Genomic DNA, 23,479 nt, shown 5'->3' on the forward strand with positions numbered 1-23,479 from the left:
CCGTAGCCCCGCCCCGCCAAAAGGAAAACCCATGCGTGTCACATCGCTCGATCATCTGGTTCTGACGGTAGCGGACATTGGCGAAACCGTTGCCTTCTACACCAGGGTGCTTGGTATGCAGGCAGAGCGGTTCCAGTCCGCCGATGGCACGACCCGCATGGCACTTGCCTTCGGGGTGCAGAAGATCAACCTGCACCAGGCGGGGGCGGAATTCGAGCCTAGGGCCGCCATGCCCGGGCCCGGCTCGGCCGATCTGTGTTTCCTGACCGAGACACCGCTCGCTGACTGGCAGGTGCATTTCGTGGCCCATGGTCTGGAGGTCGAGGAAGGCCCCGTGGCGCGCACCGGGGCAACCGGGCCGATCCTGTCGCTTTACCTTCGTGATCCGGACGGCAACCTGATCGAGGTTTCCACGCCGCATTCCTGAGGGTTTGCATTGGTGGGGAGGGGGGAGGCCGGAATTGGTAACACTTGGTTAACCAAGGTGTGCGACGCTCGGCACAGGAGGCTCCCATGCGCCAGATCCTTGCTTTTGCGTCAATATTTCTGCCCCTTGCGGCGTGCGACAGTCCCACGCCGGGCATGGCGCGGGCCGAAAGAACGGTAGTTGTGGTCGATGGCAGCCGCTTTTCCGTCTATCGCCGCGATGACCGGGTCGAGCTTATCCGAACCTCGCGCGAATGGCTGCCGGACTGGGCGGAGGCGCAAGCCAAGGCGGAAATGGCGATCCGTCAGGCCACCGGTTGCAAGCTGCGCCGCAATACCTTTGCCGGCGATCCGGCCATGGCGAGGGCGCGGCTGAATTGCTCGGGTCGATTGTCGCCGGTCGAACGGATCGGGCCGCAAGCCTATGACTGTCAGGTGGTGGCGGATTGGGAAAGTGCGGGGCGCGGGGTGCGCATGACCGAAATCTATTGCGACCCGGTGTGAGCGGCCTCGGACCGGCCTGCGAAATGCAGAGAGGAGGCCGGGCAGTCCCCCCCACGCGGGAGATCCTGGCAGCCTTTTGAGAGCCCGTGGTTCAAAGGGCGGCAGGGATTGCGGCCAGCTCCATACGGGCGCGCATGTTCCGGGCCGCCTGCGAACCGGTGGCCCCTTGCGAAGTCACTCCGCCAGCGCCCAGTCCAGGGCCCGTTCGCAATGGATCAGCGTGGTGTCGAAGACCGGCGCCGCGACATTGCCAGCGTTCAGCAGCATCCCGACCTCGGTACAGCCCAGGATGAGGCAATCCGCGCCCGCCTCGACCAGCCGTGCCGCGATCTTTTCAAAGGCCGCGCGGCTGTCATCCGTGGTGACGTCCTTGCACAGTTCCTCATAGATGATGCGGTGAGTCTCGGCGCGATCCTCATCCCCCGGGATCACCGGCTCCAGTCCGGCCGAGACCAGACGGGAGGTGTAGAAGTCCTGCTCCATCGTGAAAGCGGTCGCCATCAGCCCCGGCCGCTTCAACCCGGCCTCGGTGATCGCGGATGCGGTGGCGTCGGCGATGTGCAGCATGGGAATGCCCACGCCGCCCATCATTTCCCCTGCCAGCTTGTGCATCGTATTGGTGGCCAGCACGATCAGCTCGGCCCCACCCCGTTCCAGCGCCTGTGCCTCGGTGTTCAGGATGCGACCGGCCTCCTGCCAGTTGCCCGCCATCTGCAAGTTTTCGATCAGCGCAAAATCCAGCGAACGGATCAGGAGGTCGGGCGAATGCAGCCCGCCCAGCCGCGCCCGGGTCTCGTCGCAGAGAACCTTGTAATAGGTCTGGGTCGAAGCGGCCGACATGCCGCCCAGAATGCCGATCGTTTTCAAGGCTTCATCTCCGTTCCACCCGTGCCCAGCAGGGTCAGGGTAACGTTGTCCTCGCTTTCGCTGCCACCGGGTCCGTGTTCCTGCAGGATCATCACCAGCCAGTCGAACAGCGTATCGCCGCTGCCGCGCAGCACGTCCTCGATGTCCTCCAGCACCAGCGGACGCTGCTCGGGCGTCGCGGCCTTCAATTGCGCGCGCAGCACGCGCAGGGTCTCGGCCCGGCCCAGACTGTCCCGCGACAGATCCGCGTTGCGCCAGACGAGGTGAAACCCCTCTTCCGGCGTGCCGAAGCCGCCGCGCAGGATGTCGTTGAAGGCGTTCAGGTTGCGCCCCCAATAGGTGTCGGGGATCAGTTGGCGGGAAATCTCGTCGCAGAAACCGTCAAAATCTGCAAACCGGGCTCCGTCGATCTCGTACCGGGTCACAGCGCCTTCTCCATGAAAAGCGACGACGAATTTTCCTCGTACTCACCGAAAGGCCCGCATTCGGCAAATCCGCCCCGTGCATAGAGCCGGTGCGCTTCCCTCAGGAGCGACCCCGTCTCCAGCTTCATCGCACCCAGTCCCATCTCGCGCGCCTGCGCTTCCAGCCGGTCGAGCAGCCGTGCCCCGACTCCCAGCCCGCGCGCATCGGGCGAGACGAACATCGACTTCACCTCGCCATAGCCGCCCTTGTTGGCCAGGGCTGCGGTGCCCAGGATCTTGTCGCCCTGACGTGCCACGAAGAAGGTGATCTCGGGCTGGCAGAGCTCGGAAATATCCAGGAAATGGTTGTCTTCGGGGGGAAACAGGCTCTCCATCAGCGCGTGAGACTGTTTCAGAAGGGCGGTTGCCTGCGGCTCGCGCGGATCGCCCGTTTCGATGATGACGCTCATTTTCACCCCCATAAGCCGCCCAACACCATTTCGCGCAGGTTGCGCCGGATTTTAATCGCGCACAACCACGATATCTTGTGGATAACTCGGCGGATTTCCCCAGATTGTGGGGATCGGCGTTGACTCATTCCCAATGCGGCCGAACAATCATCCTTTACAGGAATCACTAACAGGCCTTGCCCCGCGTGCGGTTTAGCAAACTCAGACTGAATGGCTTCAAGAGCTTCGTCGACCCGACCGATCTGGTGATCGCGGACGGGCTGACCGGCGTTGTCGGGCCAAACGGCTGCGGCAAGTCGAACCTGTTGGAAGCCCTGCGCTGGGTCATGGGCGAGAACCGCGCCAAGGCGATGCGCGGCGCGGGGATGGAGGACGTGATCTTCGCCGGTGCCTCCTCGCGCCCTGCGCGCAATTTCGCCGAGGTGGCTCTGCTTATGGACAATTCCGAACGGCTCGCGCCGTCGGGGTTCAACGATTCCGACAGTCTGGATATCGTGCGCCGCATTACCCGGGATGCCGGGTCCGCCTACAAGGTCAACACCAAGGATGTGCGCGCGCGTGACGTGCAGATGCTGTTCGCGGACGCCTCCACCGGGGCGCATTCGCCGTCGCTGGTACGGCAGGGGCAGATCGCCGAGCTGATCAATGCCAAGCCCAAGGCGCGTCGCCGGGTGCTGGAGGAAGCCGCCGGCATTTCGGGCCTGTACCGTCGTCGCCACGAGGCGGAATTGAAGCTCAAGGGGACCGAGACCAACCTGACCCGCGTCGATGACGTGATCGAACAACTGGCCGGACAGCTGTCGCAGCTTGCCCGTCAGGCCCGTCAGGCGCAGCGCTACCGCGCCATCGGGGAAGAGCTGCGCAAGTCCGAAGGGCTGCTTCTCTACCGTCGCTGGAAGGAGGCTGATGAGGCCCGCTCGGCGGCAGAAGCAGAGCTGACCGAACGCACCACCCTCGCTGCCCGCGCCGAGGCCAACGCCCGCAACGCCACCAAGCTGCGCGAGGCGGCCGAGGACAAGCTGCCCGCCCTGCGCGAGGAAGAGGCGATTGCAGCGGCGGTGTTGCAGCGCCTGCAAGTCCAGCGCGATACGCTCAGCGATCAGGAGGCCCAGGCGCTTGAACTGATCGAAACGCTGAAACGCCGGATCGACCAGCTGGGCCAGGATATTGACCGTGAAAGCGGGCTGAACAAGGACGCGGGCGAAACGATCGAGCGGCTGGAATGGGAGCAGGAGCAGCTCGGCAAGGCCAGCGAGGGCCATGACGACAAGCTGGAAGAGGCCAAGGAAGCCGCACGTGAGGCCGCCGGTGTGCTGCAGGAACGCGAAAGCGACCTTGCCCAACTGACCGAGGATGTCGCACGCCTCGCCGCCCGTCACCAATCCGCCCACCGCCTGCTGGAGGACAGCCAGAAGACGCTGGCGAAATCCGAGGTCGAGGCGACCAAGGCCCGTGCTGCCGTGGACGAGGCCCGCGCGTCTCTGTCCCGGTCGGACGAGGATTTCGAACGCGCCACCGAGGCCCACGAACAGGCCGCCGAAGCCGCCGAGTTGGCCGAAGATGCGCTGGCCGCAGCCGATGACGCCCGCGCGGATGCGCAGGCCCGCGAGGCCGATGCCCGCGCCGCGCGTTCCTCCGCCGAGGGTGAGGTGAATGCGCTCCATGCCGAGGTACAGGCATTGGCCCGTCTGGTGGAACGTGACAGCTCCGAACAGGGCCAGGTTCTGGATCTGGTGCGGGTCAAATCGGGCTATGAAAAGGCGCTGGGTGCGGCGCTGGCCGATGACCTGCGGGCGCCCGCCATCGACGGCGATGCGCCCTCGGGCTGGGCCACGCTGCCGGTCTATCCGCAGGCGCAGCCGCTGCCCGATGGTGTCATGGCGCTGACCAACTATGTCACCGTGCCCGAAGTCCTTGCCCGCCGCATGTCCCAGGTCGGACTGATTGACCCGGAAGATGCGCCGCGTCTGCAATCGGAGCTGAAACCCGGGCAACGGCTGGTGTCCATTGAAGGCGACCTGTGGCGCTGGGACGGGTTCCGCGCGGGCGCCGAGGATGCGCCCTCGACCGCCGCGCTGCGGCTGGAGCAGTTGAACCGCTTGCAGGAGTTGAAACAGGACCTCGAAGAAGCGACCGCCCGTGCCGACGGCGCCCGCGCCGCGCATGACATGCTGAAAGAGCAGCTGGTCCTGACCACCGAGGCCGACAAGCTGGCCCGCGAACGCCGCCGCGACGCCGACCGCGCCGTGAACGAGGCCAACCGCGCCCTGTCGCGTGCCGAGGCCGACCGCAATATCGCCGGCGGCAAGCTGGAAAACCTCGGCCTGGCCGTGACCCGCCACGAGGAAGAGGCGATGGCTGCCCGTCAGCGTCTTGCCGAGGCAGAACGCGCCGTGGCCGATCTGGGCGACCTGGACTCGGCACGGGGGCAGGTCGAAGACATCAAAATGACCGTCGAGGCCGCGCGCATGACGATGATGACGCGCCGGTCGTCCCATGACGAGCTGCGCCGCGAGGGTGAGGCCCGGGTCAAGCGCAGTCAGGAAATCCACAAGGAAATCAGCGGCTGGCGCCACCGCCTGGACACCGCCGAACGGCGTATCGCCGAGCTGGAAGAGCGCCGCGAGGCCTCGACCGAAGACCTGTATGAAGCCACCGCCGCCCCCGGGGAACTGGCCGCCAAGCGCGAAGAGCTGTCCTCGGCCATCGACGAGGCCGAAGCGCGCCGCCAGGCCGGCGCCGATGCGCTGGCCGAGGGCGAAAACCAGGAACGCGAAGCGGCGGGTGCCGAACGCGACGCCGCCCGCATGGCCGGTGAGGCCCGCGAAGCCCGCGCCCGCGCCGAAGCCCGCACGGATGCCGCCCGCGAGACAGTCGCCTATGCTGCCGAACGGATCGGCGAGGAACAGGAGGTCTCGCCGCAGGACCTGCTGGACAGTCTCGACGTCGATCCTGACCAGATGCCCGGCTCCGAGCAGATCGAACACGATGTGAACCGGCTGAAACGCCAGCGCGATGCCCTTGGTGCGGTGAACCTGCGCGCCGAAGAGGATGCCAGGGAAGTTCAGGAAGAACACGACAACCTGGTCAAGGAAAAGACCGACCTGGAGGAAGCCATCCGCGCGCTGCGCACCGGCATTGCCAGTCTGAACAAGGAAGGCCGCGAGCGGCTTCTGACCGCCTTTGAACAGGTCAACAACAACTTCCGCATGCTGTTCACCCACCTCTTCGGCGGTGGCGAGGCCAAGCTGGTGCTGGTCGAAAGCGACGACCCGCTGGAGGCGGGGCTGGAGATCATGTGCCAGCCGCCGGGCAAGAAACTCTCGACCCTGAGCCTGCTGTCGGGCGGTGAACAGACCCTGACGGCGCTGGCGCTGATCTTCGGCGTGTTCCTTGCCAATCCCGCGCCGATCTGTGTGCTGGACGAGGTCGACGCGCCGCTGGACGATGCCAATGTCACCCGTTTCTGCGACATGCTGGACGAGATGACGCGCCGCACCGACACGCGATTTCTGATCATCACCCACCACGCCGTCACCATGGCCCGCATGGACCGTCTTTTCGGCGTGACCATGGCCGAACAGGGCGTCAGCCAACTGGTCAGCGTGGACCTGAAAAAGGCCGAGGCGATGGTCGCCTGACCCGACCTAGCCTGCGCTGGAAACTTTCTGGAATTCCCCCGTTGCCCGCCTGTCTTGTGCTGCGTAAGCTCAAGCCGACAAGATCTATTCCGGGGAGAGGTTTAATGGATTTCAAGACTGTTCTTGCGGCAGGCGCGCTGGCGTTCGTGGCGACGGCGGCAAGTGCACAGAACGTGACGGCAAGCAATCCGCAGTCGATCATGGACTACTATTTCAACGAAGGGGTGCCCGCGCGCCTTGGTCGTGACACCGTTGATGATCCGATGATCACCGTGCGCCAGTCCGGCAGTGAATATACGATCTTCTTTTACGATTGCACGGGGGGGGCCGATTGCGGATCGATCCAGTTCTATTCGGGCTATAACGCCGATGGGTCCGTGTCGATGCAGATGGTAAACCAATGGAACACCGACCGCCGCTACTCGCGCGCCTATGTGCTGGATGACGGGGTGACGAAGCTGGAATACGACGTCTACATGGGTGGCCAGGGCATGGATGCTGTGGACTTCGCGTCGGTCGTGGCGCTCTGGGTCGAAGAGTTCGAGGGCTTTGAGGCGACCATCGGCTGGTAAGCCACGCCTGAGACAGGAAACAGCAAACGCCGCGGGTTCTCCGCGGCGTTTCTTTTTTTTGGCGCCCGGGCTCGCGGCTCCTACAGCGCGTTCAGAAGCGCCGGTGTCGGCCAGGCATCCGCGGGCATTCCCAGCCGCTTCTGTTCCGCCTGCACGGCGGCGCGGGTTTTGGCGCCCAGGATACCGTCCACCTTGCCCACGTCATGACCACGCGCCTTCAGTTTCTGTTGAAGCTGTTTCATCCGCGCCCCAGACAGTCCCGCTTCCGGGTTGCGCGGGTCGAACACCGGCGCGCCTTCCAGACGGGTGGCGAAATAGGCTGCCGTGGTCACGTAGACGAAGCTCTTGTTCCACTCGAAATAGACCCGGTAGTTCGGATAGGCGATGAAGGCCGGACCCTTGCGTCCCTGGGGCAGCAGGATCGAGGCCTCAAGGGTTTCCGGCCCGAGGTTGCCATTGCGCGCCGTGACGCCCAGCCTGGCCCATTCGCCGACCTTCATCGAGGTATCGAGCCCGGTCCTGGACCAGTCCAGATCGGCTGGCACCACAACCTCCTGCAGCCAGGGTTCGCCCGCGCGCCAGCCCAGCCGTTTCAGCATATTGGCCCCGGAGAGCAGCGCATCGGCAGGCGAGCGGCGCAGGTCCACCACCCCGTCGCCATCGCCGTCCACACCCGCCTCGATAATGTCGCCGGGCAGCATCTGGACCATGCCGATCTCGCCCGCCCAGGCGCCTGTCGAAGTGGCCGGGTTGAAATCGCCCCGTTCGAACAGCTCCAACGCGGCAAAGACCTGCGGCTGGAACAGCTCCGGTCGGCGGCAGTCGTGGCTCAAGGTCATCAGCGAATTCAGCGTATTGAAATTGCCCTGAAAGCCGCCGTAATCCGTCTCGAAGGCCCAGAAAGCTGTCAGCACCCCGCGCGAGACGCCGTATTGCCGTTCCATCCGATCAAAGATCGCGGCGTGTTTTTGCAGGTTGCGGCGGCCGTGATCCATGCGATTCTGGCTGATCAACTGACGTGAGAACTCGGTAAAGGTCTTGGCAAAAATCCCCTGGGCGCGGTCCGCCTTGATCGTGGCCGGGTCATGGCGAACGCCGGCAAAGAAACGCTGCGCGACCCCCCGGTCATGGCCCTTGCGCGCGGCGGCATCGGTCATCTTGGCAACGAAATTCGAAAAACTGCCGCCACATTGTACGCTGACCTGCGCGCTGGCGGCGCCAGCCACGAAGAGAAGCGCGGCGGCGCTGAGAATGATACGCATGAAACCCTCTCTGAAAGACGTTGAAGTCAGGATAAAGGGTTTGGCTCCTCAGACAACCGCGATGATCAGTGCACCCAGCGCGACCACCGCGAAGAGCAGGGCCCAGGTGCGCCACAACGCAGACGCCGCGCGGTCGACATCTTCATGGGTCAGCATGCGTTGCCCGCCGATATTGACCCAGGGATACTGCCGAAGCTCGCCGTCATAGGTGCGCGGGCCGGACAGGGCGACGCCCAGAACCTGCGCCATCGCGGCCTCGGGCCAGCCCGCGTTCGGGCTGCGGTGCCTGGGTGCGTCCGCCCGCACCGCGCGCCAGGCGTCGGGGCGAAAATGGGCGGCCACGATCAGAACTGCGCTCAGCCGCGCGGGAATCCAGTTCAGCAGATCATCGAACCGAGCCGCCGCCTTGCCGAAGCGCTCGTATTTCGCCGTGCGGTAGCCGATCATGCTGTCCGCCGTGTTCGTCACCTTGTAGATCATGAGCCCCGGCAAGCCCCCGATCAGAAACCAGAACACCGGCGCGATGACCCCGTCCGACAGGTTCTCGGCCGCGCTTTCGATCGCGCCGCGGGCCACTGCCGAACGGTCCATGCCTGCGGTATCACGTCCGACGATCATGGCCACGTTTCGCCGACCCTCGGCAAGCGAGAACCGCAGCCCCGTGGCCACTGCGCGCACGTGCTCGACCAGTCTTTTCTGCGCGATCAGAATCGCACCGATCAGGACCTCCGCCACCGGGCCAAATGCACTCAGCAACAGGCCCAGCATCCCCGCCGCAACGACCAGAACGGCAAGAACTGCGCCGCCTGCCAACAGGCTGCCATGGTTGAACCGTTTGTCGAGCCAGCCGATTGCCCGCCCCATCAGCACCGCCGGATGCGGCACCCGCCGCCAGATCCAGTCCGGTTCGCCCATGAGGGCATCAAGCAGCATCGCAATCACAATCGTCACAGGGCACGCTCCAACTGATCCCAACCATTCGGTCCGGGCAGGCCCAGCCGTATCCAAGTTTTCGAGTAGGGAAAGACGCGGGTCAAGACATGGGCTCGGGCCAGGCGGCAAAACCAGGTTTCGGCACTGTCGACCTCATAGAGGCGAAAAAGCGTCGTGCCCCCCGCCAGCCGGGCCCCTCTCGCGGTGAGCAAGCCGTCCATGCGGGCCGTATCGCGGGTCAAACGGGCGCGGGTTGCTTCGGCCCAGGCCAGATCCTCCAAGGCCCGCGCGCCGATCTCCAGCGCCGGACCGGAGACCTGCCAGGGCCCCAGCGCCTCGCGCAGCTTTTCGATCAGGGCCGGATTGCCGATGGCGAAGCCCAGCCGCAACCCTGCGAGACCCCAGAACTTGCCAAAACTCTTCAGGATTAGCGTGCCGGGCGCGGCGGCGCGGGCGATATGCGTGGCCTCGGGGGTCACGTCGCAGAAGCTCTCGTCGATCACCATCAAGGGAGCGTCCAGCCCCTCCTGCCACAGCCGCCCGTCCGGGTTGTTCGGGTGCACCAGCACGCGGGCCGTTCCACTGTCGCCGATCTGCCAGCCCGATCCGGTGAACGCGGCCGCATGTTCGTTATAGGTGGGCGCGGGAATGTCCACCACGCCGGGCGCGGCCAGCGTCGGCACACGGGCGATGATCGCCGAGGCGCCGGGCGCGGCCAGAACGGCCGCTTGGTCCGGGATCTTCCAGAAGTCGCGCGCCGCCTGTTCCAGCCGGTCGAAGGCGTTCCGGTCGGGAAGACGCGTCCAGGCTTCGGGCGCCGTTTCGCCGACCGGGTAGGGCAGGGGATTGATGCCGGTGGACAGGTCCAACCAGTCGTTTGCCCCCCCTCCGAACCGGGCTTTCGCGGCGTCCAGACCGCCGCCGTGATCGCGCTGTGCCATCCTGTGCTTCCCCCTTATTCCCCGGGCGATTCTATCGGCCGATTCCCCGGTCCAACCGCTGGCGGAAGTGTTCCGAGGGAACACTTCCCGGTTGAAATTAACCTTTGTTAACGGCAATTGCCCCCCGATACGCGGGAAGAACAACCTTTGGTCAGGAACCGCAGGTCCCCCGGGGCGAATTTTGCAAGTTGCGACAGGCTTCCTGACGCTATCGACAGGCCCGCCGGGCCAGATCGCCAATTCCCGCCCCGGGTTTCAACCCGAATTGCAACGCTTTGTCCATTCCTTTCGCCCTGCCTGACACGCTATGGGCGAGGCCACCCGGGTTTAACCAGTTGGAAGGAAACAAATGGAATTTCCGGCGGATTTATGCGACAGTTTAATGAAATGGAGAGGTGGCAATGCGCGTTCTGATTGTTGAAAGCAATCAAGACCTTGGCGGGATCTGGAAACAGCATCTCGAACGTCAGGACGCAGAAGTGCGGCTGATGGATGGCGAGGAAAGCGCGGTCCGCTACCTGACCGAAAGCGCCGTCGACGTGATTGTGCTGAACCTTGATCTGGCCCGGGGCGGCGCGCTGACCGTGGCCGATTTCGCCGCCTACCGCCACCCTGACGCCAAGGTGATCTTCGTGACCGCTTCCAGCTTCTTCTCGGACGGCTCGATCTTTGCGCATTCTGCAAACGCCTGTGCCTGTCTCTCGGCGCAAACGGCGCCGGAAGATCTGGCAACCCTGGTGAGCTACCACGGCCAGGCCGGCACCGCTGCGGCCGAATAGGCCCCTGTTTCCGGTAGTGGATTCCGCATCGGCTGCTCTGCTTCTTTTCACATTCCCCTTGGTCAAATCCCGCGCTAGGGTCGCGCCATGACACAGACGAATTCCAGGGCCCTTCCCAGACCCGAGGCGGTGATCTTCGACATCGGCAACGTGCTGATCACCTGGCAGCCCGAGCAACATTACGACCGCTGGATCGGCGAGGAACGCCGCCGCGAAATGTTCGCGACCGTGGACCTGCATCACATGAACGAGCTGGTCGACCGCGGTGGAGATTTTCGCGAGACGATCTATGGCACCGCCGCCGAGTATCCGGAATTCGAACAGGAAATCCGCTGGTGGCATGACCGCTGGCTGGACCTGGCCACACCGGTAATCGACCTGTCCGTTCGCACGCTGCGGGTGCTCAGGTCCAAGGGCGTGCCGGTCTTTGTACTGTCGAATTTCGGCATCGGCTCCTTTGCGCTCTCCGAGAGCCGCGAGGACTTTCTGAGCGAATTCGACCGTCGGTACATCTCGGGCCATATGGGGTGCACCAAACCCTCGGCCCGCATCTATGAAATGGTCGAACGAGACTGCGGCGTCGCACCTGAGCGCCTGCTGTTTGTCGACGACCGCGCCGAAAACATCGCCGCGGCCGAGGCGCGCGGCTGGCAGGGGCATATCTTTACCTCGCCCGAGGGCTGGGTGGCGCGCCTGATCATCGCCGGATTGCTGGAGGAGGGCGAGCCGTGAGCATCGAAATCGTACCGTTCGAAGCCGAAGAACACCTGAACTGGTCCACCCTGGGCGACGCCTTTCTGGCCGGACACAAGCTGCCCAGGGCCGAGGTCGGCGATACATTCCTGTATCGTGGTGAGGACACGATGCTGTCCCGTGCGGCCTGGATCGACGGGCTTGGGTCGGCGGTAAAGACCGCCAATATCGTTCCGGGCAATGTGGCGCGGGGCCTGGGGTCCATCCAGGGGGCGGTGAACCTTTACAATGATGTGACCGGCGAACTGGAGGCGCTGGTCGATTTCCTGCTTGTGACCAAGTGGAAAACCGCCGGTGACAGTGTTCTGGGGGCCCGCCTGCTGGCCCGCCCCGACAGCGAGGTTATCCTGATCGTCGGCGCGGGCACCGTCGCGCGCGCATTGCGCGAGGCTTATGGTGCGACCTTCCCCGCTGCCCGCTTCCTGATCTGGAACCGCAGCCCCGCCGGGGCCGAGGCGATAGCGGCCGACTTCCCCGATACCGAGGTCGCACCCGATCTGGAGGCCGCCGTGCGCGTGGCTGACATCGTGACCTCCGCCACCATGACCACCGAACCGATCCTCAAGGGTGAGTGGCTGCGCCCCGGCCAGCACCTCGACCTGATCGGCGCCTACCGCCCGGACATGCGCGAGGCCGATGACGACGTCCTGAAACGGGCCCGCCTGTTCATGGACAGCCGCGACACGGTGCTTGACCATATCGGTGAATTCAAGGACCCGCTGGCGCGCGGGATCATTACCCGCGATGATGTGGCAGGCGATTACTATGACGTGGTGAGCGGAGCTTTTTCTCGCAACCCCGAGGACATTACGCTGTTCAAGAACGGCGGCGGGGCCCACCTGGACCTGATGACCAGCACCTATATCCTGCAAGCGTGGAGAATGAGATGAGCGCCCCCAGGATTACAGATCGGATGATCGAGGACTTCCAGCGCGACGGCGTTGTGATGATCCCCGGCGCGCTGACCGATTGGGTCGAGGTGATGCGCGCGGGTGTCGAGCGCAACTTGGCCTCGCCGGGAGAATATGCGTCGGAAAACGCAGTGACCGAAGGGCGCTTCTTTGACGACTATGTCAACTGGACCCGGATTCCTGAATACGAGCACCTGATCCGCGAAAGCCCGGCCGGTGAGATCGCCGCGCGGCTCATGCGCAGCGCGCGCGCGCAGTTTTTCCATGACCACGTGCTGGTGAAGGAGCCGGGCACGCCGAAACCCACGCCCTGGCATCAGGACGGGCCCTATTATTTCGTCGAGGGCGAGCAGACCGCAAGCTTCTGGATCCCGCTCGATCCGGTTGGCGAGAATTCGCTGCGCTTCATTGCCGGAAGTCACAAATGGGAGCGCATGGTGCGCCCGGTCAGCTGGGCGGATGACAGTGACTTCTATGACGCCGGGCAGGACTGGATTGCGGTGCCGGACCCGGATGCCAACCCCGGTGACATGACGGTGCTGGAATGGCCGATGGAGCCGGGTGACGTGGTGGTTTTCGACTATCGCACCGTGCATGGCGCGCGTGGCAACTTTGCCGATACCCGCCGCCGGGCACTGTCTCTGCGCTGGATGGGCGACGACGCGCGATACATCGAGCGCCCCGGCCGCACATCGCCGCCCTTCCCGGGCCACGGGATGGAGACCGGCCAGCGCCTGCGCGAGGACTGGTTCCCGGTGCTGTGGAGAGCGGCTTGATCGGCTATGTTTTCCTTCTCCTCCTGGCGCTGCTTATCGCCGCTCCCTGGCTGATCGAGCGCACCCGCCGCCCGATGGACGCGGCCGCGCGCCGCGATGCGCCGGGTGAGTTCGTGACCCTGTCGCGCGGCGTGACCCATTACCAGTGGCACGGCCATGTCGACGGGCCGGTGATCGTGATGGTGCATGGGCTGAGTTCGGCCAGCTGGGTGTTTTCCGGCCTCTTTCACGGGCTCGGCCTGATGGGATTTCGCATCCTGACCTATGACCTCTACGGGCGGGGATACTCCGACCGTCCCGCCGGGATACAGGACAGGGATTTCTTCCTCGGGCAGCTCGAGGAGCTGCTGGCGGCTCTTGGCATTCCCGAGGACAGGGAGATTTGCCTGTTCGGCTATTCCATGGGCGGGTCGATTTCGACCTGTTTTGCCGCGAAACACCCCGAGCGGGTGGACCGGCTGTTTCTGCTGGCCCCGGCCGGAATGGATTACACGCCCCATCCGCTGCTGAAGCAGGCGCGCATCTCAGGGCGGTTCGGCACCTGGCTGTGGATGTGCTTTGGCGGGCTGCTTCTGAAGCGTGGCGCGCGGGCGGATGCGGATGGGGCGACGGTAATCCCCGACCTGCCCGACCGAATTGCAGCCGACCTTCGTACCAGGGGCTACCTGCGGTCGATCCTGTCCAGCGAGCGCCATATGTTGTGCGAAGAATTGGAGGCGGAACACCGCGAGCTGTCCAGGATGTATGTGGCCGTTGTCTCGATCTGGGGCGCCGAGGATGACGTGATCCCCGCCAGCGCCATCGGCAAGCTGACCGTGTGGAATCGCGACGCCTGGAAGCTGGAAGTGCCCGGCGCGGGCCACGGCATTGGCTACACGCACCCGCAGGAGATCATTGCCGCCGTACAGGAAAACCTGCGCGAGGTTTGAGGGCGCGCTCCTGCCCCCTTCCCGCGCCTTCGGCTTGTCAGGGGTTGGGCGTGGCTCACTTCGTGAGCCTGGAGGGGCGCTGCCCCTCGGCCTGGCGGCCTCACCCCGGGATATTTTCAGCAAGGAAAAGAGGGAATGGCGCGGGGTGCGCTGGCCTGTGTGTTCAAACCCGTGCCTTCTCCAGCACCTCCATTTCAACCACGCGGCGCACAAACGGGGCCATGCCCGGCGCACCCGAGGCACGGTCCTTGAGGTGAATGCAGACATCCGGGCGGCGCGCGGCTATGACGCCGATCAGATCGCCGCGGATGGTATCGTCCAGCCCGGCGCCGATCACCACCGCGCTGATGCCGGGTTCGGCCTCGAGCTGACGGATCACTTCCTCGCGGTCGTGGGCGCCGAGCCACTGGATCGGCAGATCCTCGAGCTGGCGCGCCACGTTGCTGATCACGTCCGGCAGGCGCCCGACCAACAGAACAACCGGTTTCATTCATATTCCTCCTTCTGGGTTGCCCCGCCGGCAGTCAGGCGGCCGGCGGGGAAAGTGTCAGTGCATGCAGCAGAACGAGCCGTGTTTGGCCCGTTTCATCAAGCGGTCGAAGTCGCGCCCCCGCATCTCGACAAGGGTGCGGTGGTCGCCGCCTTCGAACCAGACTTTGTCGAGCCCGGTAAGGCTGTCATCGACCACAGTCGGCACGTCATAGGCCTCGCCGACAGGCGGGGCTGCGCCAAGGTCGCAATCGTCGAAGAGCTCGCGTACTTCCTCTTCTCCGGCGAGTCCCAGGCGGCGGTGCATCATGTTCTGCAGCGCGTGCAGGTCGACCTGGTGGTTGCTGGGCACGACCGCCAGCATCGGGCCTTCCTCCATGTGGATCAGGACCGATTTCGCCAGGTGATCGCCCGGGATATGGGCGGCCTCGGCGCATTCGGCGGTGGTGACGCTGAACGGGTGTTTGAGCGTCGAGTAGGGGATCTCGCGGGCGCTCAGGTGGTTTTCAAGGCGTGCGGATAAAGCCATGGTGTCCTCCGTATTCGCGAAGGCGCCCAAGGTGTGTCCAGTGTCTGGCCTCTGTCTGTGCTGCGTCGATCCTGTCACCGGGCGCCCGGGGCGCCGTCAGTGCTGTGCCTCCAGTGTGCCCCATATGGGGTGAGTCGGGCAAATTGGGGGGAATTGCCCCCCTTAAAACAACAAACCCCCGAGGCGGGGCCGCGGGGGTCGTCGTGGCGTTCGGGGTGAACCCCTCTGCCGGATGCGTCAGACCTCAGAGGAGGCCTTCACGCTGCGCTTTCTTCCGAGCCAGCTTGCGCTGACGGCGAATGGCTTCCGCCTTTTCGCGCGCTTTCTTCTCGGAGGGCTTCTCGAAATGCTGCCGAAGCTTCATCTCGCGGAAGACACCTTCACGCTGAAGTTTCTTCTTCAGCGCACGAAGCGCCTGGTCTACGTTGTTATCGCGAACCGAAACCTGCATGTGGTTGTCACCACCTTTCTAAGTTGGAGTTTGCAGAATTGCAGGAGCGCCTCCCTTAGCAGGCCTTTGTCCGCTTGTCCAGCTTTGCGCCCTGTGCGACAGTCGCCCCCATGACGACAGCACAAGACCTTCTGAACGCCGCCCTTCTGCATGTGCCCTTCGACGGCTGGACCGCGGCATGTTTCGACGCGGCTGCCGCCGATTGCGGGCTCAGCGCAGACGAGGCGCGGGGCATGTATCCTCGCGGCGCGGTGGATATGGCGCTGGCCTTTCACAGGCAGGGCGACGCGGAGATGGTGGCGCGGCTGAAGGCGGCCGACCTGGGCGAAATGCGCTTTCGCGACCGGATTGCCGCCGGGGTGCGCATGCGCCTCGAACTGGCCGACAGGGAGGTGGTGCGCCGCGGCATGACGCTCTTTGCCCTGCCGCAGCATGCAAGCGACGGGGCGGCGGCGCTGTGGGGCACCAGTGACCTGATCTGGACCACGCTGGGCGACAGTTCACGCGACGTGAACTGGTACACCAAGCGGGCGACGTTGTCGGCGGTCTACAGTTCCACCGTGCTCTACTGGTTGGGCGATGACAGCGAGGGCCATGCCGCGACCTGGGCCTTTCTGGACCGGCGTATCGACAATGTAATGAGCTTCGAGAAATTCAAGGCCAAGGCGCGCGACAGCAAGCTTGCCCGGGCCTTCATGGCGGGGCCGGGCAAGATCCTCGAGACGATCAAGGCCCCCGGCAGCCCACGCCCGAATTACCCCGGACACTGGGAACAGAAGGAAAACCAATGACCCTGCCCACAACCATGCGTGCCGTCGAGATTTCCGAACCCGGCGGCCCCGAGGTTCTGCGCCCGATCAAGGCGCCCGTGCCCGTGCCCGGTCCCGGCGACATCCTGATCAAGGTGGCGTTTGCCGGGGTGAACCGCCCCGACGCGCTGCAACGCGCGGGCAGCTACGCGCCGCCGCCGACGGCAAGCCCGCTGCCGGGGCTCGAAGCCTCGGGCGAGGTGGTCGCTTTGGGCGAGGGCGTGACGCAGTGGAGCCTTGGCGACAAGGTCTGTGCGCTGCTGCCCGGCGGCGGTTACGCGGAATATGTCACCACACCTGCCGCCCACGCGCTGCGGGTGCCCGAGGGCATGGGGATGAAACAAGCCGCCTGCCTGCCCGAGACCTTCTTCACCGTCTGGTCCAACGTCTTCATGCGCGGCGGGCTGCAGGCGGGCGAACGCTTTCTTGTGCATGGCGGCTCGTCCGGCATCGGCACCACCGCGATCCAGCTTGCCAATGCTTTCGGCGCACGGGTCTTCACCACCGCGGGCTCGGAAGAGAAGTGCCAGGTCTGCCGCGATCTGGGGGCCGAGCGTGCGATCAACTACCGCGAGGAGGATTTCGTCGCGGTGATGAAGCCCGAAGGCGGGCCGAACCTGGTGCTCGATATGGTCGGCGGCGACTATATTGCACGCAATATCAAGAGCCTGGCGCCGGACGGCCGGATGGTGCACATCGCCTTCCTTTCGGGCCCCAAGGCCGAGGTCAACTTCGCCCTGATCATGGCCAAGCGCCTGACCGTGACCGGGTCCACCCTGCGCCCGCAGTCGGACCTGGCCAAGGCGCGTATCGCCGAAGAACTGGCCGAGAAAGTCTGGCCTCTGCTGGATGCGGGCCGGGTGGCACCGGTGATGGACCAGGTCTTTGCCCTCGACGACGCCGCCAAGGCCCATGCCCGGATGGAGACCAGCCAGCATATCGGCAAGATCGTCCTGCAGGTCGGGTAAGGGGATGTCCGACAAGGACACAGGCCCGGTCCGCCCCACCGACGACGAGGCCCGGGCACTGGCCCGCGGCCTGATCGACGGGGCGGGCTTTGCCGCGCTGGGCGTGCTGGACCCCGATACCCGTGCGCCCTTCGTCACCCGCATTGCGCTGGCGACGGACCCGGACGGGCATCCGGTCAGCCTGATCTCGGACATCGCTTTTCACAGCAGGGCGCTGAAGGCGAACCCGGCCTGTTCGTTGCTGGTGGGGGAGCCCGGAGAAAAGGGAAACCCCCTCGTGCACCCGCGCCTGACCCTGACCGCGCGGGCCGAGTTTCCAGAACGCGAAACCAGCCATGGCGCCCTGCGTGACCACTATCTGACCCGGCACCCCAAGGCGAAACTCTATGTCGATTTCGGTGATTTCCGCTTCGTGAGATTCGCGGTGGAGGCCGGGTTTCTGAACGGAGGGTTCGGCCAGGCCTTCAGGCTGGCCCCAACCGATATGGGGCTGGGTTAGACCGATCACACCCGGTGATAGGGGCTGCCCGCCAGGATCGACGCGGCGCGGTAAAGCTGTTCGGTCAGCATCACCCGCGCCAGCATATGCGGCCAGACCATCTTGCCGAAAGACAACTTCGCATCCGCCCGCCCCCGCAGGCTGGGGTCGATCCCGTCCGCCCCACCGATGACAAAGGCCAGGTCCCCCCGTCCGTCATCACGCCAACGGCCCAGTTGGGCGGCGAAATCCGGCGAGGACATCAGCTTGCCGCGCTCGTCCAGCGCGCAGATCACCGCGCCCCTGGGAATGGAGCGTTCCAGCAGAGCCGCTTCGGCGGCCATGCCGCCCCCTTTCTTGTCCTCGACCTCGACCACATTGGCCGGGCCCAGGCCCAAGGCCCGCCCGGTGCGGTCAAATCGTGTCAGATAGTCGTCGATCAGCTCACGTTCGGGGCCCGCCCGCAGGCGGCCCACCGCGCAGATATGGATCCGCATCGCGGCTCAGTTGCCGGTGCGCGCGGCGCCCGGATCCAGCCACATCTTTTCAAGCTGGTAGAACTCGCGCACTTCCGGGCGGAACACATGGACGATCACGTCGCCCGTGTCGATCAGCACCCAGTCGCCCTGGTCCTTGCCCTCGATCTTCGAAAAGATGCCAAACTCCTGCTTGATGCGATCCGTCAGCTTTTCCGAGATTGCCGCCACCTGGCGCGAGCTGCGGCCCGAGCAGACCACCATGTGGTCGGCCATTTCCGACTTGCCCGAAAGGTCGATTGTCACGACGTCTTCGGCCTTGTCTTCGTCAAGCGATTTGAGGATGCGGTCAAGCAGGGCGTTGCTTACCGTGAGATCGGATGCCGTCACCATGGAAGGCTCCGCGTCGGCCGCGTCATCGGCGGCCTTTGTAACATGAGACAGGACATAGTCCTCCTTCACTACACGCCGTCCAGCCCCGGCGCTGGGCGTACCCTGAAAATAACACCGGGTTTTGCCGATCTCAATGGTTCGCGCGTTCACCAGGCTGCGAGGGGGTGGCAAATCGGCCACGGCTGGCTGATCTGGTGCGCATGGAAGACCCTGAATTCCTGCCGAAAACCTCGGTGCCGAGCGGGGGGAGGTTAGCTGGCGCGGGCCTGCAAGACGTCGTGGCGGGCGCGAAAGCGGCGTTCTTCGGCATCGCTGGGGCGGGCGTCGGTATAGACCTCGATGAAATCGGGCATGCGCGCGATACGTTCCGCGCGGTCTTCCTCGATCTGCATCGAGATATAGCCGACCTGAGTATAGATCACCGTCATCGCCCGTGCAGTGGCCTGAGCATCGGAAAACCCGAATCGCAGATACATGTCGGTAATGGCCTTGCGCCGCCGGGCATCCGCGCGGTCGAGTCTTTCCTGCAATGCCGGATCATTGCGCGCCCAGTTGCGAATCGCCAGGTCCAGCCGCGCGTCGAACAGGTTGGCATCCAGCCAGCAGTCGAACAGGTTGAACATCGCCTCGCAGATGGTCTCCGCATAGGCCTCGCAGCGGGCAATGAGGTTGCCGGTGTTCTTGTCCTCCCACCGGGCCACCATGGCTTCGAGCAGCGCGTCGCGATCCTTGAAATGCCAATAAAATCCCGTGCGTGTCAGTCCCAGCCGCTTGGCCAGGGGCATGACCTTTACCGCCTCCACCCCGCTTTCGCAGAGCACTTCATGGGCGGCGTTCAGCCACATATCCTCGCTGGCCCGGGTCCGGGTTGCTGGTTTTGCGGCGGCGATATGTCGTTTTTGGTCCATGGGCGCATTCTTAGAGAACTTGACAGGTATGTCAATTGTGGTGACAGCTATGTCAACTCAAGTGAATCGTCAGGGAGACAGCGATGAGCGAAGCAACGGTTGTGCGCAAGACGCGGAGGCGGTCGCGCGGCGGAGAGGCCCGGTCCGGCCAGCCCGGTCAGAACCCGCATCTGGAGGTGCCCTACATCACGCGCGGCATTCCGACCTATGACATCCTGTCCGAGGAAAGCCTGGATCGGATCGAGGCCACGGCGGAACGGATCCTGGCCGAGATCGGCATCGAATTCCGTGAGGATCCGGTCACTGTCGAGCTGTTCCGCAAGGCCGGCGCCGAGGTCACGCAGCTGGACCCGGAACGCTGGAACCTGAAATTCGCGCCCGGCATGATCCGCGAGATCCTGAAAACCGCGCCCGAGGTCTTTACCCAGCACGCGCGCAACCCGAAGAACACGGTGCAGATCGGCGGACCGCATACGGTCTTTGCCCCGTCCTACGGCTCGCCCTTCGTGATGGACATGGACAAGGGGCGCCGCTATGGCACGATCGAAGATTTCCAGAACCTGATCAAGCTGGCGCAGAGCTCGCCCTGGCTGCACCATTCGGGCGGCACGATCTGCGAACCCACCGACGTGGCGGTGAACAAGCGCCACCTGGACATGGTCTACAGCCACATCAAATATTCCGACCGGCCGTTCCTGGGGTCGATCACGGCGCCGGAACGGGCCGAGGATTCGATCGAGATGGCGCGCATCCTGTTCGGCGCGGAATTCACCGATCAGAACTGCGTCATCATGGGCAACTTCAACACCACATCGCCGCTGGTGCTGGACGGTGTGACCACCGCCGGGATCCGCGCCTATGCCGAAGCCGGGCAGGGGTCCGTCCATCTGCCGTTCCTTCTGGGTGGCGCGGTGTCGCCGCTGACCGTGGCCGGGTCGGTCGCGCAGTGTCTTGCGGAAAGCATGGTCTCCTGCGCGCTGACCCAGCTGGTGCGCCCCGGCGCGCCAGCGGTGCTGGCCAGCTTCATCAGCTCGATGTCCCTGCGCTCGGGATCGCCCACTTTCGGCACGCCGGAGCCGGCTCTGGGGTCGCTCGCCTATGGCCAGTTGGCGCGCCGTCTGAAACTGCCGCTGCGCTGCGCCGGGAATTTCTCGACCTCCAAGGCGCCGGACGGGCAGGCGATGCAGCAGTCGATGATGTCGATGATGTCGGCGATCCACTGCGGCGCGAACTTCCTGTTGCACTCGGCCGGTTTTGTCGACGGTCTGCTGTCCATGTCCTATGAGAAATTCATGATGGACACGGACATCTGCGGTGCGCTGCATGCCTATATGAAAGGGTTCGAGGTGAACGAGGACACGCTGGGATTCGAGGCTTTGGCCGAGAAGGGACCGGGTGAGCACCTGTTCTCGACCGAGCACACGATGCGCCACTACAAGACCGCCTATTACGATAGCGCGCTGAACGATGACCAGCCGTGGGAAAGCTGGGACGAACAGGGCTCTGTCGAGATGGCCGAGCGTGCAAACAAACGCTGGAAACAGGCTCTGGCGGAATACGAGGCCCCGGCGCTGGACGAAGCCGTCGACGAGGCGCTGTGCGATTTCGTCACGCGCAAAAAATCGTCTGTGGACGATATGTGGTACTGAGTTCCGGGCCGCCCGTGCGGTCCGGCCGGGGCGAGGGGGCGCTGCCCCCTCGCGCTCCCCCGGGAGATTTTCGGCAAGATAAAGAGGGGCAATTCGCCCCGAACAGCGAGATGTAGCCATGTCCAAAGATCCCCTGTTGCAACCCTTTCAGCTGAAGCACCTGACGCTGAAGAACCGGATCATGACGACCAGTCACGAGCCCGCCTATCCCGAGGACGGGATGCCCAAGGAACGCTATGCCGCCTATCACGTGGAGCGTGCCAAGGCGGGCGTGGCGATGACCATGACTGCGGGGTCGGCGGCGGTGTCCCGTGACAGCCCGCCGGTGTTCAACAATATCTTGGCCTATCGCGACGAAGTGGTGCCCTGGGTGCAACGCCTGACCGACGGCGTGCATGAACATGGCTGCGCGGTGATGATCCAGTTGACCCACCTGGGGCGGCGCACCGGATGGAACAAGGGAAACTGGCTGCCCTCCGTGTCCTCGTCGAAGCACCGCGAGCCGGCGCACCGGGCCTTTCCGAAGCTGATCGAAGATTGGGATATCGAGCGGATCATCGGTGATTTTGCCGATGCCGCGGAACGTATGCAGGCCGGTGGCATGGACGGGATCGAGCTGCAGGTCTATGGCCACCTGCTGGATCAGTTCTGGTCGCCGCTGACCAATGACCTTGTCGGGCCCTACGGGGCGGATACGCTGGAAAACCGACTGCGCTTTCCGATGGATGTTTTGGATGCCATTCGCAAACGCGTCGGGTCCGAGTTCATCGTCGGGCTGCGTTATACGGCCGACGAGGCGCAGAAGGGTGGGATCACGGCCGAGGAAGGCATCGAGATCTCGAAACGGCTGGCCGCCATCGGGCAGGTCGATTTCCTGAACGTGATCAAGGGGCGCATTCACACCGACCCGGCGATGACCGACGTGATCCCGGTTCAGGGCATGGCCAACGCGCCGCATCTGGATTTCGCGGGTGCGGTGAAGAAGGCCACCGGCATGCCGACCTTTCACGCCGCCAAGATCCCCGACGTAGCCACCGCCCGCCATGCGGTGGCCGAGGGGCTGCTGGATATGGTCGGCATGACCCGTGCGCACATGGCCGACCCGCATATCGTGCGCAAGATCGAGGAAGGGCGCGAAGAGGACATCCGCCCCTGCGTCGGTGCCACCTATTGCCTGGATCGGATCTATCAGGCGGGCGATGCGCTGTGCATGCACAACGCGGCAACGGGGCGCGAGCTGACCATGCCCCATGACATCCCGCCGGCGGATGAGAAGAGGAAGGTGGTGGTGATCGGTGCAGGCCCTGGCGGTCTGGAAGCCGCCCGTGTTGCCGCTGAGCGGGGGCATGAAGTGGTGGTTTTCGAGGCCCAGCCCGATCCCGGTGGCCAGGTCCGGCTGACCGCACAATCGCCCCGCCGCCGCGAGATGATCTCGATCATCGACTGGCGCATGTCACAATGCGCCGCGCGCGATGTGGAGTTTCGTTTCAACACCTGGGCGGAGGCCGATGACGTGACCGCGCTTAACCCGGACGTGGTGATCGTCGCCACCGGCGGCTTGCCCAATACCGAACTGTTCGAGAATGGCGAGGCACAGCATGTGATAACCTCCTGGGATATCATCTCGGGCGACGTGAAACCGGCTGAACATGTGCTGATCTATGACGAAAGCGGCGATCACCCAGGGCTTCAGGCCGCTGAGATCGCAGCGGGAGCAGGGTCCAAGGTCGAGGTCATGACCCCTGACCGCGTCTTTGCCCCGGACATCATGGCGATGAATCTGGTGCCCTACATGCGGGCGCTGCAGGACAAGGATGTGACCTTCACCGTCACGCGCCGTCTGCTGGACGTGGCGCGCGAGGGCAACAAACTCGTCGCCACCATCGGCACGGACTATTCCGACCATACCCATACGCAAGTGTATGACCAGGTCGTGGTGAACTATGGCACCCTGCCGCTGGATGACCTCTATTTCGAGCTTCGTGAAGGGGCGTCCAACCAAGGCGCCGTCGACCATGACGCGCTGATTGAAGGACGGCCACAGACCGTGGTGCGCAATCCGGAGGGCAGCTATCAGCTCTTCCGCATTGGCGACGCCGTATCCGCCCGCAACACCCATGCGGCGATCTATGATGCGCTGCGGCTTGTAAAGGATATCTGA

At 64.5% G+C, this 23,479-nt stretch carries 26 protein-coding genes; 14 read left to right on the forward strand and 12 right to left on the reverse strand.

The annotated features are described in order from the left end of the window. The first annotated feature begins 31 nt into the window (after positions 1–31). Positions 32–427, forward strand: coding sequence for a VOC family protein (locus tag Q1V43_RS07180; protein WP_300515846.1), 396 nt, complete (start codon positions 32–34; stop codon positions 425–427). A gap of 86 nt (positions 428–513) precedes the next feature. Beyond that, positions 514–930, forward strand: coding sequence for a hypothetical protein (locus tag Q1V43_RS07185; RefSeq protein WP_300515849.1), 417 nt, complete (start codon positions 514–516; stop codon positions 928–930). Positions 931–1,104: 174 nt separating this feature from the next. Here the strand turns inward: Q1V43_RS07185 and Q1V43_RS07190 are convergent, their stop codons facing one another. The 3 genes from Q1V43_RS07190 to Q1V43_RS07200 are packed head-to-tail and all read right to left on the reverse strand — an operon-like array spanning position 1,105 to position 2,671. Continuing rightward, positions 1,105–1,797: an aspartate/glutamate racemase family protein gene (locus tag Q1V43_RS07190; RefSeq protein WP_300515852.1), complete on the reverse strand. Its 693-nt coding sequence runs from the start codon at positions 1,795–1,797 to the stop codon at positions 1,105–1,107. Then, the gene (locus Q1V43_RS07195; RefSeq protein ID WP_300515854.1) at positions 1,794–2,222 is read right to left on the reverse strand and encodes a barstar family protein; all 429 of its coding nucleotides are present in this window, start codon (positions 2,220–2,222) and stop codon (positions 1,794–1,796) included. Before Q1V43_RS07195 ends, Q1V43_RS07190 begins: the two co-directional genes overlap by 4 nt. After that, positions 2,219–2,671 (reverse strand): GNAT family N-acetyltransferase, encoded by a 453-nt coding sequence (locus Q1V43_RS07200; protein ID WP_300515856.1) that lies wholly within the window; start codon positions 2,669–2,671, stop codon positions 2,219–2,221. Before Q1V43_RS07200 ends, Q1V43_RS07195 begins: the two co-directional genes overlap by 4 nt. Positions 2,672–2,856: 185 nt before the next feature. Between Q1V43_RS07200 and smc the strand changes: the two genes are divergently transcribed. Then, the gene (smc, locus tag Q1V43_RS07205) at positions 2,857–6,312 is read left to right on the forward strand and encodes a chromosome segregation protein SMC (RefSeq protein ID WP_300515858.1); all 3,456 of its coding nucleotides are present in this window, start codon (positions 2,857–2,859) and stop codon (positions 6,310–6,312) included. Between the two features lie 104 nt (positions 6,313–6,416). After that, positions 6,417–6,884 (forward strand): YbjN domain-containing protein, encoded by a 468-nt coding sequence (locus Q1V43_RS07210; RefSeq protein ID WP_300515860.1) that lies wholly within the window; start codon positions 6,417–6,419, stop codon positions 6,882–6,884. 80 nt (positions 6,885–6,964) lie between these two features. Here Q1V43_RS07210 and Q1V43_RS07215 read toward each other — a convergent pair whose 3' ends face one another. From Q1V43_RS07215 to Q1V43_RS07225, 3 genes are read right to left on the reverse strand one after another with little or no spacing between them, the layout of a single operon-like run. After that, positions 6,965–8,146 carry a peptidoglycan-binding protein gene (locus Q1V43_RS07215; RefSeq protein ID WP_300515863.1) on the reverse strand — a complete coding sequence of 394 codons (1,182 nt, stop codon included), beginning with the start codon at positions 8,144–8,146 and terminating at the stop codon, positions 6,965–6,967. A 48-nt stretch (positions 8,147–8,194) separates the two neighbouring features. Next, positions 8,195–9,097 (reverse strand): adenosylcobinamide-phosphate synthase CbiB, encoded by a 903-nt coding sequence (gene cbiB / locus Q1V43_RS07220; protein WP_300515865.1) that lies wholly within the window; start codon positions 9,095–9,097, stop codon positions 8,195–8,197. Further along, entirely contained in the window at positions 9,094–10,020 is a 927-nt protein-coding gene (locus Q1V43_RS07225) for a threonine-phosphate decarboxylase (RefSeq protein WP_300515868.1), read from the reverse strand. Before Q1V43_RS07225 ends, cbiB begins: the two co-directional genes overlap by 4 nt. Positions 10,021–10,421: 401 nt before the next feature. Between Q1V43_RS07225 and Q1V43_RS07230 the strand changes: the two genes are divergently transcribed. From Q1V43_RS07230 to Q1V43_RS07250, 5 genes are all read left to right on the forward strand, one after another. After that, positions 10,422–10,799 carry a response regulator gene (locus tag Q1V43_RS07230; protein ID WP_300515871.1) on the forward strand — a complete coding sequence of 126 codons (378 nt, stop codon included), beginning with the start codon at positions 10,422–10,424 and terminating at the stop codon, positions 10,797–10,799. Positions 10,800–10,886: 87 nt separating this feature from the next. Continuing rightward, a complete protein-coding gene (locus tag Q1V43_RS07235) occupies positions 10,887–11,531 on the forward strand; it encodes an HAD family phosphatase (protein ID WP_300515873.1) in 645 nt (214 codons plus the stop codon). Next, positions 11,528–12,442, forward strand: coding sequence for an ornithine cyclodeaminase (locus tag Q1V43_RS07240; RefSeq protein ID WP_300515875.1), 915 nt, complete (start codon positions 11,528–11,530; stop codon positions 12,440–12,442). Before Q1V43_RS07235 ends, Q1V43_RS07240 begins: the two co-directional genes overlap by 4 nt. Continuing rightward, on the forward strand, positions 12,439–13,239 hold the full coding sequence (locus Q1V43_RS07245) for a phytanoyl-CoA dioxygenase family protein (RefSeq protein WP_300515878.1): 801 nt from the start codon (positions 12,439–12,441) through the stop codon (positions 13,237–13,239). Before Q1V43_RS07240 ends, Q1V43_RS07245 begins: the two co-directional genes overlap by 4 nt. Continuing rightward, positions 13,236–14,168 (forward strand): alpha/beta hydrolase, encoded by a 933-nt coding sequence (locus Q1V43_RS07250; RefSeq protein ID WP_300515880.1) that lies wholly within the window; start codon positions 13,236–13,238, stop codon positions 14,166–14,168. Before Q1V43_RS07245 ends, Q1V43_RS07250 begins: the two co-directional genes overlap by 4 nt. A 163-nt stretch (positions 14,169–14,331) precedes the next feature. Here Q1V43_RS07250 and Q1V43_RS07255 read toward each other — a convergent pair whose 3' ends face one another. From Q1V43_RS07255 to rpsU, 3 genes are all read right to left on the reverse strand, one after another. Then, complete coding sequence (locus tag Q1V43_RS07255; RefSeq protein ID WP_300515882.1) at positions 14,332–14,658, reverse strand: hypothetical protein; 327 nt, start codon at positions 14,656–14,658, stop codon at positions 14,332–14,334. A gap of 57 nt (positions 14,659–14,715) precedes the next feature. After that, the gene (locus Q1V43_RS07260; RefSeq protein ID WP_300515885.1) at positions 14,716–15,186 is read right to left on the reverse strand and encodes an aminoacyl-tRNA deacylase; all 471 of its coding nucleotides are present in this window, start codon (positions 15,184–15,186) and stop codon (positions 14,716–14,718) included. 244 nt (positions 15,187–15,430) lie between these two features. After that, a complete protein-coding gene (rpsU, locus tag Q1V43_RS07265) occupies positions 15,431–15,637 on the reverse strand; it encodes a 30S ribosomal protein S21 (protein WP_018302784.1) in 207 nt (68 codons plus the stop codon). Between the two features lie 110 nt (positions 15,638–15,747). On the opposite strand from rpsU, the gene Q1V43_RS07270 reads away from it, so the two are divergent. Genes Q1V43_RS07270 through Q1V43_RS07280 form a run of 3 tightly spaced genes read left to right on the forward strand, consistent with a single transcriptional unit; the run spans position 15,748 to position 17,913 of the window. Continuing rightward, positions 15,748–16,428, forward strand: a complete 681-nt coding sequence (locus Q1V43_RS07270; protein ID WP_300515897.1) for a COQ9 family protein — start codon at positions 15,748–15,750, stop codon at positions 16,426–16,428. A gap of 2 nt (positions 16,429–16,430) precedes the next feature. Next, a complete protein-coding gene (locus Q1V43_RS07275) occupies positions 16,431–17,414 on the forward strand; it encodes an NAD(P)H-quinone oxidoreductase (protein ID WP_300515998.1) in 984 nt (327 codons plus the stop codon). 4 nt (positions 17,415–17,418) lie between these two features. Then, a complete protein-coding gene (locus tag Q1V43_RS07280) occupies positions 17,419–17,913 on the forward strand; it encodes a pyridoxamine 5-phosphate oxidase (protein WP_300515900.1) in 495 nt (164 codons plus the stop codon). A gap of 5 nt (positions 17,914–17,918) precedes the next feature. Here Q1V43_RS07280 and rlmH read toward each other — a convergent pair whose 3' ends face one another. The 3 genes from rlmH to Q1V43_RS07295 form a co-directional block, all read right to left on the reverse strand. Beyond that, positions 17,919–18,389: a 23S rRNA (pseudouridine(1915)-N(3))-methyltransferase RlmH gene (gene rlmH / locus Q1V43_RS07285; RefSeq protein ID WP_300515902.1), complete on the reverse strand. Its 471-nt coding sequence runs from the start codon at positions 18,387–18,389 to the stop codon at positions 17,919–17,921. A 6-nt stretch (positions 18,390–18,395) separates the two neighbouring features. Continuing rightward, complete coding sequence (rsfS, locus tag Q1V43_RS07290) at positions 18,396–18,830, reverse strand: ribosome silencing factor (RefSeq protein WP_300515905.1); 435 nt, start codon at positions 18,828–18,830, stop codon at positions 18,396–18,398. Positions 18,831–19,012: 182 nt separating this feature from the next. Continuing rightward, positions 19,013–19,669: a TetR/AcrR family transcriptional regulator gene (locus Q1V43_RS07295; protein WP_300515907.1), complete on the reverse strand. Its 657-nt coding sequence runs from the start codon at positions 19,667–19,669 to the stop codon at positions 19,013–19,015. 83 nt (positions 19,670–19,752) lie between these two features. Between Q1V43_RS07295 and Q1V43_RS07300 the strand changes: the two genes are divergently transcribed. After that, on the forward strand, positions 19,753–21,318 hold the full coding sequence (locus Q1V43_RS07300; protein WP_300515912.1) for a trimethylamine methyltransferase family protein: 1,566 nt from the start codon (positions 19,753–19,755) through the stop codon (positions 21,316–21,318). Positions 21,319–21,436: 118 nt separating this feature from the next. Continuing rightward, positions 21,437–23,479 carry an NADH:flavin oxidoreductase gene (locus tag Q1V43_RS07305; RefSeq protein ID WP_300515915.1) on the forward strand — a complete coding sequence of 681 codons (2,043 nt, stop codon included), beginning with the start codon at positions 21,437–21,439 and terminating at the stop codon, positions 23,477–23,479.

Source organism: Aliiroseovarius sp. (assembly GCF_030148435.1).
Taxonomy (GTDB): Bacteria; Pseudomonadota; Alphaproteobacteria; order Rhodobacterales; family Rhodobacteraceae; genus JASBTN01.

Coding starts and splice junctions, on each gene's coding strand:
- Q1V43_RS07180 (WP_300515846.1), top strand. CDS start 32: ATGCGTGTCACATCGCTCGATCATCTGGTTCTGACGGTAGCGGACATT.
- Q1V43_RS07185 (WP_300515849.1), top strand. CDS start 514: ATGCGCCAGATCCTTGCTTTTGCGTCAATATTTCTGCCCCTTGCGGCG.
- Q1V43_RS07200 (WP_300515856.1), bottom strand. CDS start 2,671: ATGAGCGTCATCATCGAAACGGGCGATCCGCGCGAGCCGCAGGCAACC.
- Q1V43_RS07210 (WP_300515860.1), top strand. CDS start 6,417: ATGGATTTCAAGACTGTTCTTGCGGCAGGCGCGCTGGCGTTCGTGGCG.
- Q1V43_RS07215 (WP_300515863.1), bottom strand. CDS start 8,146: ATGCGTATCATTCTCAGCGCCGCCGCGCTTCTCTTCGTGGCTGGCGCC.
- Q1V43_RS07225 (WP_300515868.1), bottom strand. CDS start 10,020: ATGGCACAGCGCGATCACGGCGGCGGTCTGGACGCCGCGAAAGCCCGG.
- Q1V43_RS07230 (WP_300515871.1), top strand. CDS start 10,422: ATGCGCGTTCTGATTGTTGAAAGCAATCAAGACCTTGGCGGGATCTGG.
- Q1V43_RS07235 (WP_300515873.1), top strand. CDS start 10,887: ATGACACAGACGAATTCCAGGGCCCTTCCCAGACCCGAGGCGGTGATC.
- Q1V43_RS07245 (WP_300515878.1), top strand. CDS start 12,439: ATGAGCGCCCCCAGGATTACAGATCGGATGATCGAGGACTTCCAGCGC.
- Q1V43_RS07255 (WP_300515882.1), bottom strand. CDS start 14,658: ATGAAACCGGTTGTTCTGTTGGTCGGGCGCCTGCCGGACGTGATCAGC.
- Q1V43_RS07260 (WP_300515885.1), bottom strand. CDS start 15,186: ATGGCTTTATCCGCACGCCTTGAAAACCACCTGAGCGCCCGCGAGATC.
- rpsU (WP_018302784.1), bottom strand. CDS start 15,637: ATGCAGGTTTCGGTTCGCGATAACAACGTAGACCAGGCGCTTCGTGCG.
- Q1V43_RS07270 (WP_300515897.1), top strand. CDS start 15,748: ATGACGACAGCACAAGACCTTCTGAACGCCGCCCTTCTGCATGTGCCC.
- Q1V43_RS07280 (WP_300515900.1), top strand. CDS start 17,419: ATGTCCGACAAGGACACAGGCCCGGTCCGCCCCACCGACGACGAGGCC.
- rlmH (WP_300515902.1), bottom strand. CDS start 18,389: ATGCGGATCCATATCTGCGCGGTGGGCCGCCTGCGGGCGGGCCCCGAA.
- Q1V43_RS07295 (WP_300515907.1), bottom strand. CDS start 19,669: ATGGACCAAAAACGACATATCGCCGCCGCAAAACCAGCAACCCGGACC.
- Q1V43_RS07300 (WP_300515912.1), top strand. CDS start 19,753: ATGAGCGAAGCAACGGTTGTGCGCAAGACGCGGAGGCGGTCGCGCGGC.
- Q1V43_RS07305 (WP_300515915.1), top strand. CDS start 21,437: ATGTCCAAAGATCCCCTGTTGCAACCCTTTCAGCTGAAGCACCTGACG.